Genomic DNA, 10,806 nt, shown 5'->3' with positions numbered 1-10,806 from the left:
AGGCTTTATGCGTATAATTTTTTGGGCTGAAATGTCGCCAAGCATTTTCAGTTAGCAAGACCGTGAACGTTGCGGGGGTGTGAAGATGGCGCATATCCAGATCGATCATTTGACTTTCACTTATCCTCATTCTTCCAAACCGGCTCTCGATGATGTGTCTCTTGATTTAAAGCCTGGTTCTCTTCTCATGCTGGGAGGAAAAAGCGGGTCTGGGAAGAGCACGCTGCTCTCGCATCTTACGAGTGCGACAACTCCTGCGGGACAGCGTTCGGGTTCAATTCTGGTTGATGGGGTCCCGCTCGAGGATATGACGACGTTTTCCCAGATGAGCAGCATCGCCCTTGTTCCCCAGCATTCCGATTTGCGCGGCGTCACCGGAAAGGTCATTGACGAGCTTGCGAGTGGTCTCGTTCGCATTAACTGCGAGCAGTCGACCATGCGCTCGCGTATCGCCGAGGCCACGGCATACTTTGGCATCGAAAGCTGGCTCGATCGAAACGTCGAGGAGCTTTCCGATGGCCAGAGAAGACTCGTCAGCCTTGCATCGGCCATGGTGGTGAGCCCGCGTGTCCTTATCCTCGACGACCCCATTTCCCAGCTCGATCCGACTTCCGTGGCAAACTTCCTCTCCATACTCTATGACCTCTATAAGGAGCTCAAGGTCACTGTCATCATGAGCACGAGTGTCTTTGGTGAGATTTACGCGGGCGCCGATGAGATCGTTGTTCTGGATGCTGGCAAGATTGCCTACGAAGGCACACCGAGCGACATCGCCTGTTCCCTTTACCGGGGAAACGACCAGTTCGTCTATGCGCTTCCCTCGTCCATACGCATCTATCATGGGGTGCATCCTCAATCCTCGCCAGACGCGCTTCCCTTGACGGTAGGTGCGGCACATAACTGGATGAAAGCCGAGCTCGAGACAAAGGGGGCTACCGCGCGACACCTGCCCGACAAACGCATGGGAGGCTTTTCCGAGCAGCCTGTCATCAAGTTCGAGAACGCCTCTTTTTGCTACGGCGGGGAACACGAGGTGCTTAAGGACGTTTCGCTATCCGTGACCAAGGGCAGCGTCCATGCCATCGTCGGAACGAACGGAGCGGGCAAGTCGACCATGCTCAGGATGGTTGCCGGCCTCGTTCCCTGCGATCGAGGCACGGTGATGATACATGACAGCAGAAGGGGCAGGTGGGCCAAGGCGAACCAGTCCACCTACGAGGTTGCACTCTTGCCCCAGGACCTTGACGGGTTTTTCACGAGGGAAACCGTGCGAGCCGAGCTCGAGAGCATGGTGGCGGATAGTCATTTCTCGCAGGACGAAATCGAACGATACGTGGAGGATTTCTCGAAGACCATTGGGATCTTCTCCTACCTGGATGTCAATCCTCGTAGTCTCTCGCTCGGAGAGCGTCAGCTTGCCGCCATTGCCAAGGTCATGATGCAGGAAACCCCCATACTCCTGCTGGATGAGCCTACGGAGGGCATCGATCCCTTTGCCCAGCGCAAGGTTGGCAAGCTTCTGCACGAACTTGCCAAACGCGGCGTCGCCATTCTCATCGCTTCTCAGGACCTTAGGTTCTGTGCCGAGTACGCCACCGGGGTTTCGCTGCTTTTCGCGGGCGATGTCGCCACGACCGAGACCCCGCAGGCGTTCTTCTCATCGAATGTTTTGTACACGACGCAGGCGAGCCGTATCAGCAGGGGCGTTTATTCCAATTGCGTGACCGACGACGAGGTCATCGTCCTGTGTCTGGAAAATGGTTGGCAGAAATCCTAAAGCGGCATTATCGGAGGTTAGACGTGCAAAACAACGGGACGAGAGGGTCTTCGTCAGATAACGTAAATCACTACTCACGCGATCGCTACAGGGCTCGTTCGCATGATGATGCGCCAGAAGCGAGCCAACATCGAACGTCTCGTCCGCGTGTGACTCGTCAGGAGAGCCCGCATCCTGCCAATTCCCGGCGATCTCAGCAAGGGGCCGCGTCATCGCGTCGCCCCGTTCACCAGGATGCGCCCTACATGCAGGTGCAATCGCATCGGCGCAATACCTATGCAAGCGGAGCGGCATCGTATTCGCTTTCAACCGGCAATGCCGCTGCCTTTCAAAAGCATGGTAGCAAGCGCTTTATCGTGATTATCGCGCTTGTGCTTATCGCCATTGCCGTTGCTGTCTGGTTTGTCTTCTTCCCGCCCATGTACGATGTGAACGTGAATGGCAAGACCGTGAGCGTTCCGGCAAACGCGACGCTTCAGAAGATTGTCGATGACGGGCATGCCGCGCCTGTCGCAGGAGACCTTCTCGCCGTTGATGGCAGCATCGCCAAGGCGGGGGAGGGAAATCTCCTCTCGGCTACGATCAACGGCGAGGCGACGAGCGATCCGCAGGCGCGCGTCTCGAAGGACGACGTCATCGTCATAGAAAACGGAGACGACGTGACCGAGGAATACGAGGAGACAACGACGCGCCTGCCCTATGAGGCATCCACGATGACGGCGACGCCGGATTCGTACTATCGCGGTTCCGTGCATTTGTATTCGGCGGGTGTCGATGGCGTTCAGGCGGTGCGCACGGGCAAGGTTTCGGGCAAGACGGTGACGAGCGTCGTCGAGCAACCTGTCAACGCGGGATTCACGGCGTATTCGCCCGATACCAAGGGAGAAAAGGTCATTGCACTGACCTTTGATGATGGCCCATGGCCTGAAAGCTCGCGCGAGATACTCGACATCCTTAACGACAACGATGCCCATGCCACCTTTTTCGTCATCGGAAACCAATGCAAGGACAATGCGACGGTGCTCAAGCAAATCGCCGATGCGGGCAATCAGATCGCGACGCATTCCTACGACCATGCGGATGGCTCGGGCCAGGGCGTTAACATGACGCTCATGTCAACGGACGAGCAAATCGCCGAGGTGACCAAGGGTTTCAAGGCCATCGAAGACGTGCTTGGCTACCAGGTAAGCCGCGTGATGCGCGCCCCGGGCGGCAATTACTACGGGCCGATGGTCGAAACGCTCGCCTCGCATGTCACGGCCGAATTCGGCTGGGATGTCGACACGCTCGACTGGAGTCGTCCCGGCGTCGATGCGATCGTGCAACGCATACTCTCGGTACAGCCGGGGCAGATCGTGCTCATGCACGATGGGGGAGGCGACCGCAGCCAGACTGTCGAGGCTCTTCGCATCGCGCTTCCGCAGCTCAAGGAGCAGGGTTATCGCTTCGTAACCGTCGACGAGATGCTCGAATACGGCGTTGCGGGTGGTGCAAGCGAGGGCTAACGGCGCGCCGCACATGCATATGCAACTGAACTGTTGATTTACGCGACGCATCTCAATCTATACTTGTGAGCGAACATACACACGTCGATCAGGAGCACATACTATGAGCACGATCAAGCTTGCAGTTCCGACCATGGGCCAGGCTGGCCTTGATTCCGAGCGTAGCGGCCACTTTGGCAAATGCGATTGCTTTACCCTCATCACCATCGAGAACGGTCAGATTGCCTCGGTTGCAAACATCGACAATCCGCCTCATGAGGAAGGCGGTTGCATGCGTCCGGTCATGCTGCTTTCCGATGCAGGGGCCGATGCGATTGTCGCAGCCGGCATGGGCATGCGTCCGTTCATGGGCTTTACCGAGGCGGGAATCGACGTTTACTTCGAGAACGAGACGCCCAAGGTGGGCGATGTTGCCGAGCTCATCGCGCAGGGCAAGGTCGAGAAGATGACGGCTGACAACACCTGCCATCACTAGATCTCGAGCGGGGCGCACAGGGGAAGGATAGCCGCATGGAGCGCACGGGCATTGTCTGCGGTGGCGAACACGATGGCGAATCCATCTCCTGCGAGCCCTTTGGTTACACCCCCGACACCATGAAGATCTGGTGGCTTCCCGAGACCAAGGAGAAGTTTAGCTACGAGGATGGCTGCTTCTATCCCTATGATGGTCCCGTGATTCACGGGACGGGCTACACCTTCTAGGACTCGATACTATCTCTCTAAAAGTATAATATATCCATTGCGATTCTACTCAGGGAGGTAGCATGAACAAGAAAGTCATTCTTGCAGCGATCGAGGCATTGGAGCTCGGGGAGACGCCAGTCTTCACCACGGAGGATGTTCCTGCATTCAGCGAAGATGCCACGCGCGGTAACGCGCATATGTCGCCTGCATCTCTCGATACCATCATGGCCTCGTTGACGAAAGCCGATATCCTCACGCTCGAGCGCGCCGTGCGTGCCATTGACGATGAGGAACTCGCCTGGCTCGGCTTCAAGGTCGTCTATGATCCGGCGTTGGCCGTGAACAACGTCGACAACGCCGTCACCAAGAAGTACGGCGATGTCGGTTCGGCCGATGGCGATCCGCTCCTTTTCTTTTGCAACGACGCCAAGGAGATCGTCTGCTCGCGCCCTGTTTCCGACCGTGACGTTTTCCAGATGAAGGACGTCACGCGTGGTCCCTCCATGCACAACGAGCAGTTCGAGGGATTGACCTGGGCAAGCGTCGCGCTCTTCGAGCCCGTGCGCGTGTGGTTGCTCGGTGCCTCCGACGTTGCCGTCGAGCTCGCAAAGCTCGCCACGCACGTCGGCTTCGAGGTGACGGTCGTCGACAACGATGTGGCCTATCTCAACGAGCGCCGCTTTCCCGACGTCGAGCGTATCTTGCTGTCGACGGAGGACTTCTCGGCCCTCGACGAGCTTACCGCAAGTCCGGCCGATTACGCGTGCGTGCTGACGCGCGGTCATATGTACGATCCCGAGTGCTGCGTCTGGGCCGAGCGCTGCAACGCCCACTACGTGGGCATGATGGGGTGCGCCGGCAAGAATGGCACCGTGTACGAGATCGTCAAGGCATCTGGTCTCACCGACGAACAGTGGGAGCACATAAAGCGTCCCATTGGCCTGAAGTTCGGCGCCAAGACGCCGGCTGAACTCGCCATCGCCATCGTGGCCGAGCTCATCGACGTTCGCTACATCCAGCGCTACGATGCCGAGGCACGCGAGCGCCACGAACGGGGTCTGGGCCGCGAATAATCCGCATTGCGCAAAGGCATTGCGCTACAATGATGCGGTTTTGTATTCGTCACTTGCGGAATGAGTATCGTGCAGGCATGCTGATGAGCTAATGTGTCAAGGGGTCTGACCCCCTGATACATGCCTGCACGGATTCGTGACCGCACGCGTATGGAGACGTGTTGACCCAGCTCTACTCGCTACAGTTCGTGAGCTTTCTCGCGCTTGCGCTCATCGTCTACTTCATGGTGGGACGCACGCGCTATCGTCGCTTCCAATGGGTCGTCTTGCTCGTGGGAAGCCTCGGCTTCTACCTCTTTTCCGGATGGGAAAACCTCTTCTTCATCGGCATCACGGCGCTCTCGGTCTGGCTTGTGGGCCTGCGCTTCGACAAGCTCGACCAGCTCGAGAAGACGCTCAAGAAGGATGCAGCCGATCGTGCGGCAAAGAAGGCGATCAAGCAGAGCATCAAGCATCGCAAGTGGGTGTTTCTGCTTCTCGTCATGCTGCTCAACTTCGGCATCCTGAGCTACATCAAGTACTGGAACGTCATACTTGGCATGTTCGGTGCCGCAGACGGCTTTCTCGCATCGCAGCTTCTTTTGCCGCTTGGTATTTCCTTCTACACGTTCCAATCCATCGGCTACATCATCGACTGTTACTTCGGCAAGTATCCTCCCGAGCGCAACTTTGCGCGTTTCCTGCTCTTTGTCTCCTATTTCCCCCAGCTCATCCAAGGCCCCATTAATCGCTTTGATGCGTTGGCAACACAGCTCTACGAGTCTCATCACCTCGACATCTACAATGCGCGCAGGGCGCTTCTGCTCATTGGATACGGCATTTTCAAGAAGTATGCGATTGCCGACGTGCTCGTTGGGAGCGTGTCGAGCGCGCTGGACTCAATCGACGCCTCCACGCCGGGAAGTATCATCGTCTATGGCATCTTCTTGTATGCGATTTACCAATACGCCGATTTCTCCGGTGGCATCGATATGGTGCGCGGCGTCTCGCAGCTCTTCGGCATCAAGATGGCCGAGAACTTCCGCCAACCCTATTTCTCGATCTCCATTGCCGATTTTTGGCATCGTTGGCACATCACGCTCGGTGCCTGGATGCGCGACTATGTCTTTTATCCGATGGCTTTGCGTCCATCCATGAAGGCGCTCACCGCGTGGGCAACGACACACATCAGCAAACATGTGGGTCGCACCATTGCCGGTTGCCTTGCCAACATCGTCGTGTTCTTCCTCGTGGGCCTATGGCACGGCGCCGAGATGCACTATATCTTCTGGGGTCTCTATAACGGTTTGCTCATCGCCTCTGCCGATTTGGCACGGCCGTTGTTCGCCTGGCTTATCGAAAAGCTCAAGATCAACGTCGAATCAGCGCCGTATCACGTGTTCAGGATCATACGCACCTTCATTCTCGTATGCATCGGCTATTACTTTGACCGCCTCATGCATGCAGACGATTTGCCCATTGCGTTCTACAACACGCTCTTCAATTTCCAGCCTGCCAACTTCGTGCCCTATCTCCAGCTACACCCAACGGCAAACTTTACGCTCTGCATCTTGCTTGCCGCTGTCTCGTGCCTCATTCTGTTTACCGTCAGCGTTATGGCCGAGCGCGGAATCGACGTGAAGGGACGCATCTTGGCGGCACCGCTCGTCGTGCGCTTCCTCATCTATACCGTCTTTGCCGCACTCATCCTCTTCTCCTTCACGCTCGTACAGTCGTCTGGAGGTTTCATGTATGCAAACTTCTAGACTCAAAAAGCTCCTCTCCGCGATCGTCATCGCCGCCCTCATGATCGGCCTGTTCGGCGCGCTTAACTTTGCACTCGAGCTCAAGGGAACGAAGAGCAATATGGTCTGGACCAATTTTGCACAGGCCGAGGACCTTGACACGATCTACATCGGTACTTCTGTCGCGGCTTCTTCCTTTAACCCCAATCTCATCGATGATGAGCTCGGTACGAGTTCCGCCAACATGGCCTCACCACTTCAAAAGCTCGATGAGACCTACCTTGGCATTCAGAGTGCGTACGAGCGCTTCGGTATCAAACGTGTCGTGATGACGCTCGACTTCACGACACTACAGCTCAACGAGACACCGAACCTGGGATCGGCTTACCTTACGCAACGCGGACGCGTCGTCGGGCCTTCGCAGTACCTTTCCTCGGCTGCGTGGCTTATCGCGGAGAAGGGAGCCGCGAGCGCACCGGGGTCAATCAACATGCTCTTTCCCTGGATATCCAACCATCCGGCCTGGAAGGATGGCATTACGGGAATCAAGCGCAACATCGGGACGAAACTCGATGGCTCGTCGGTCGCCTCGGCCGTCGAGGCAATGGAGCCGGGCTGGATCTACTTTGGCAAGGGCTATGGCAACAAGTACGCGCAGCTCGACTACAACAGCAAGGATGTTGCTCTCTTCGGCGAACTCGAGAAGATCGAGACGCTTTCCTTTGACGAGGCCGCCCTCGCGGGCGTGCGCGAGATATGCTTCTACTGCGCCGATCATGACATTGAGCTTATCGTCGTCAATGTTCCCATCCCCGTCTTCAACATCCACGGCTACGGGCAGTTCTACGTGGATTCGCAGGAAGCGGTCGCCGAGATACTCGGCGATATGGGCGTCAAGTACTACGACTTCGTCTATGCCAAGCCCGAGTTGCTGCAGCTTGCACCCGAGGACTTCTACGATAACCAACATCTCAATGCGGTGGGCGCAGACAAGTTCAGCACGGCGTTCGTCACCTTCATGCGCATGCTCGGTGCGGGCCAGGACACGAGTGCCCTCTTCTATTCGCCCGTGGAATACCTTGCGACAATCGACTACGTGTCGGCGGTCAAGGCGAGCGCCGCTTCGGGCGATGACGGCATCCACATTACGGGCAAGGCTTTTGCCGGCGCAAACGTCGAGGCCGAGTATCAAATGCTCGCCAAGCCTGCAGGCAGTGACGAGTGGCAGCTCGTGCGTGAGTACAGCCCGGCAAGCTCCGCGATTTGGAACCCGGATGCGCGAGGAACCTATGACATACGTGTAAACGTCCGCGCAAGGGGAAGCGACGTCGACTACGACCATTTCAACACGACCCAAGTCATATACTGATTTCGCTCGTGCTATATTGCTAAAGTCTCTCGGACGATTTTGCAGAAAGGTAAGCATTATGGGTGGATTTTGTGGCGTTGCCTCCAAGCGCGACTGCGTCTTGGACGTGTTCTTCGCGGTCGACTACCATTCGCACCTCGGGACGCGACGGGCGGGAATGATATTCCACGATGAGGAAGGTTTCCAGCGTCAAATCCATTCGATCGAGAACACGCCGTTTCGCACGCGCTTCGAGGATGACCTTGCCAAGTTCCACGGCAACTGCGGCATCGGCTGCATTAGCGACACCGACCCGCAACCCCTGCTCGTCCGTTCGCATCTGGGTGTCTTTGCCATCACGACCATCGGCTGCATCAACAATGCCGACGAACTCGTTGACGAGTATTTCTCCAAGGGAGACCGCCAGTTCATGGCGATGAGTTCGGGGAAGGTCAACTCGACGGAACTCGTCGCTGCGCTCATCAACCAACGAGAGGACTTCGTCGCGGGCATCAAGTTCGCCCAGGAGGTCGTGGACGGTTCGCTTACCCTCCTTATCATGACCGATGATGAGCATATCATCGCCGCGCGTGACAAGATGGGGCGTCTTCCCATCCTCATCGGCAAAAATGCCGATGGTTATTGTGCTTCGTTCGAGTCATTTGCCTATGAGAAGCTTGGCTATATCACCGACTACGAGCTCGGTCCCGGAGAGATCGTCGACATCACCTGCGAGGGCTATCAAACGCTCGCGGAGCCAGGCGATGAGATGAAGATCTGCGCCTTCCTGTGGATTTACTACGGGTATCCCAATTCCAAGTACGAGGGAGAGAACGTCGAGGTCGTGCGTAATCGCAACGGCGCCATCATGGCACGCGACGAGAAGGCCCGCGGCATCCTGCCCGACGTCGATTCCGTTGGCGGCGTGCCTGATTCCGGCGTAGCGCATGGCATCGGCTATTCTAACGAGTCGGGCCTGCCATACGCCCGTCCCTTCATCAAGTACACGCCAACTTGGCCGCGCTCCTTCATGCCACAAGACCAGTCCATCCGTAACCGTGTCGCCAAGATGAAGCTCGTCCCCGTTCCAGAGCTCATCGAGGGCAAGAAGCTGCTCTTCGTCGATGATTCCATCGTGCGTGGTACGCAGTTGCGTGAGACGGTCAGCTTTCTCTACGACGCAGGGGCCGCCGAAGTGCATATGCGCAGCGCCTGTCCGCCCATCATGTACGGGTGCAAGTACCTTACCTTCTCGCGCAACAAGGATGATATGGACCTGCTCGCGCGGCGTGTCGTTCAGCAGCTCGAGGGCGACGAAGGTCAGGAGCATCTCGACGAGTACGCCGATGCCACGACCGAGCGCGGCGCCTGCATGCTCAAGACCATCTGCGAGGAAATGGGCTTCGATTCGCTGAGCTATCAGTCGCTGCCAGGCATGCTCGAGGCCATCGGCATCGACCCGTCCACGGTCTGCACCTATTGCTGGGACGGAAGAGAATAGAGGGCTGTAAGCGAAGCGCGCTGACGCATCTCGCGTCAGCGCGCTTCTTGAAGATCAATTGTTCTCGTCTTCGTCCCAGAAGGCCGCATCGGCCTCTTCCTCGAGACGTAGCTGACGCTCGCGCTCGGCCGCTTCTTCCTCGATGCGATGCAGGACGCGCATGGTGTCATCATCATAGCGTTCGTGTTCGAACAGGTAGTCGTAGAGGGCCTGCGCGTTGTTCGCGTAGCCGTAGAGCTTCACCTGCTTACCGCCCAAATCGAAGATGAAGTAGGCGTTGCGACCCGGATGAAACGAGACGCTGACCTGATCCCATGTGTAGCTTTGCTTCTTGGCCATCCAGCTGGTGTAGACGACGCCTTCGTCAGACACGGTGATCTTCTTGTTAAGAAAGCAGCATATGTAGTAGAACCCCAACACGATGGCGGCGATGCCGCAGATGCAGGCAAAGAGCATCCCGAAATTGACCGAATCGTTATTGAGGACGGAATAGAGCATGATGGCGTCGCCACCGAATATGAAAAGCAAGCCGAAAATCGCATTCATGCGAACGCGTTCGGTGCAGGTGACGGATGGGGGCACGTTCATCTAGAGCGCCTCTCGTATGGCCGCAAGCAGCTCGTCATAGGTCTCGAGTGCGGGAATCTCGGGATGGGCCGCTTTGAGCTCGTCAGTGGTTCTGAACAGGAAGCCCGCCTTGGCATCCTCGATCATGCAGATGTCGTTGTGACTGTCACCCGCGCAGATTGTCTCGTAGCCCATCTCGTTGATGAGACGCGTGACCTGGACCTTTTTCTCTGCCTTGCGCATGCTCCAGCCCGTGATGCGTCCATTCTCGTCGACGATGAGCTCGTTGCAGAGGATAGTCGGCCAACCAAGCTTCTTCATGAGCGGAGCGGCGAACTGCGAGAAGGTGTCGCTCACGATCATGACCTGCGTGAGCGAGCGCAGCTCATCGAGAAACGCACGTGCTCCATCAAAGGGGTCGAGTGTCGCGATCGTTTCCTGTATCTGGGAGAGTTTCAGGGCATGCTCATCGAGTATGTCGAGACGGTACTGCATGAGCTTGTCGTAGTCGGGTTCCTCTCGTGTGGTGCGCGTGAGTTCGGGGATGCCGCAGGCTTCGGCAAACTCAATCCAGATCTCGGGAACGAGCACTCCCTCAAGGTCTAGGCATACAACGTTCATGGTCAT

The 10,806-nt window shown here is 57.1% G+C and carries 10 protein-coding genes; 8 read left to right on the top strand and 2 right to left on the bottom strand.

Features of this window, described 5'->3' with window-relative positions; genetic code table 11:
- Window positions 1–85 precede the first annotated feature (85 nt).
- From DBY20_04220 to DBY20_04185, 8 genes are all read left to right on the top strand, one after another.
- Window positions 86–1,777, top strand: a complete 1,692-nt coding sequence (locus tag DBY20_04220) for a hypothetical protein (protein PWL79089.1) — start codon at window positions 86–88, stop codon at window positions 1,775–1,777.
- Window positions 1,778–2,022: 245 nt separating this feature from the next.
- Window positions 2,023–3,282, top strand: a complete 1,260-nt coding sequence (locus DBY20_04215; GenBank protein PWL79088.1) for a polysaccharide deacetylase — start codon at window positions 2,023–2,025, stop codon at window positions 3,280–3,282.
- Window positions 3,283–3,385: 103 nt separating this feature from the next.
- On the top strand, window positions 3,386–3,757 hold the full coding sequence (locus DBY20_04210) for a dinitrogenase iron-molybdenum cofactor biosynthesis protein (protein PWL79087.1): 372 nt from the start codon (window positions 3,386–3,388) through the stop codon (window positions 3,755–3,757).
- A gap of 35 nt (window positions 3,758–3,792) precedes the next feature.
- Complete coding sequence (locus DBY20_04205; protein ID PWL79086.1) at window positions 3,793–3,984, top strand: hypothetical protein; 192 nt, start codon at window positions 3,793–3,795, stop codon at window positions 3,982–3,984.
- Between the two features lie 62 nt (window positions 3,985–4,046).
- Window positions 4,047–5,039, top strand: coding sequence for a xanthine dehydrogenase (locus DBY20_04200; GenBank protein ID PWL79085.1), 993 nt, complete (start codon window positions 4,047–4,049; stop codon window positions 5,037–5,039).
- Between the two features lie 224 nt (window positions 5,040–5,263).
- Window positions 5,264–6,784 (top strand): MBOAT family protein, encoded by a 1,521-nt coding sequence (locus tag DBY20_04195; protein ID PWL79417.1) that lies wholly within the window; start codon window positions 5,264–5,266, stop codon window positions 6,782–6,784.
- The gene (locus DBY20_04190; protein ID PWL79084.1) at window positions 6,771–8,132 is read left to right on the top strand and encodes a hypothetical protein; all 1,362 of its coding nucleotides are present in this window, start codon (window positions 6,771–6,773) and stop codon (window positions 8,130–8,132) included. Before DBY20_04195 ends, DBY20_04190 begins: the two co-directional genes overlap by 14 nt.
- A gap of 58 nt (window positions 8,133–8,190) precedes the next feature.
- Window positions 8,191–9,612, top strand: a complete 1,422-nt coding sequence (locus DBY20_04185) for an amidophosphoribosyltransferase (protein PWL79083.1) — start codon at window positions 8,191–8,193, stop codon at window positions 9,610–9,612.
- A 54-nt stretch (window positions 9,613–9,666) separates the two neighbouring features.
- Here DBY20_04185 and DBY20_04180 read toward each other — a convergent pair whose 3' ends face one another.
- Together DBY20_04180 and DBY20_04175 are read right to left on the bottom strand one after the other, a co-directional pair.
- Window positions 9,667–10,200, bottom strand: a complete 534-nt coding sequence (locus DBY20_04180) for a hypothetical protein (protein ID PWL79082.1) — start codon at window positions 10,198–10,200, stop codon at window positions 9,667–9,669.
- Window positions 10,201–10,800 (bottom strand): bifunctional phosphoserine phosphatase/homoserine phosphotransferase ThrH, encoded by a 600-nt coding sequence (locus tag DBY20_04175; protein PWL79416.1) that lies wholly within the window; start codon window positions 10,798–10,800, stop codon window positions 10,201–10,203.
- Window positions 10,801–10,806 lie beyond the last annotated feature (6 nt).

The sequence above is a fragment of the Coriobacteriia bacterium genome (assembly GCA_003149935.1).
Classification (GTDB): Bacteria; Actinomycetota; Coriobacteriia; order Coriobacteriales; family QAMH01; genus QAMH01.
The sequence above is the reverse complement of the archived record's forward strand: the minus strand, read 5'-3'. Positions and strand labels throughout refer to the sequence as shown.

Excerpts from the sequence above, each read along its gene's own strand:
- DBY20_04210 (PWL79087.1), top strand. The coding sequence starts at position 3,386 with ATGAGCACGATCAAGCTTGCAGTTCCGACCATGGGCCAGGCTGGCCTT.
- DBY20_04200 (PWL79085.1), top strand. The coding sequence starts at position 4,047 with ATGAACAAGAAAGTCATTCTTGCAGCGATCGAGGCATTGGAGCTCGGG.
- DBY20_04205 (PWL79086.1), top strand. The coding sequence starts at position 3,793 with ATGGAGCGCACGGGCATTGTCTGCGGTGGCGAACACGATGGCGAATCC.
- DBY20_04180 (PWL79082.1), bottom strand. The coding sequence starts at position 10,200 with ATGAACGTGCCCCCATCCGTCACCTGCACCGAACGCGTTCGCATGAAT.
- DBY20_04220 (PWL79089.1), top strand. The coding sequence starts at position 86 with ATGGCGCATATCCAGATCGATCATTTGACTTTCACTTATCCTCATTCT.
- DBY20_04190 (PWL79084.1), top strand. The coding sequence starts at position 6,771 with ATGCAAACTTCTAGACTCAAAAAGCTCCTCTCCGCGATCGTCATCGCC.
- DBY20_04175 (PWL79416.1), bottom strand. The coding sequence starts at position 10,800 with ATGAACGTTGTATGCCTAGACCTTGAGGGAGTGCTCGTTCCCGAGATC.
- DBY20_04195 (PWL79417.1), top strand. The coding sequence starts at position 5,264 with ATGGTGGGACGCACGCGCTATCGTCGCTTCCAATGGGTCGTCTTGCTC.
- DBY20_04215 (PWL79088.1), top strand. The coding sequence starts at position 2,023 with ATGCAGGTGCAATCGCATCGGCGCAATACCTATGCAAGCGGAGCGGCA.
- DBY20_04185 (PWL79083.1), top strand. The coding sequence starts at position 8,191 with ATGGGTGGATTTTGTGGCGTTGCCTCCAAGCGCGACTGCGTCTTGGAC.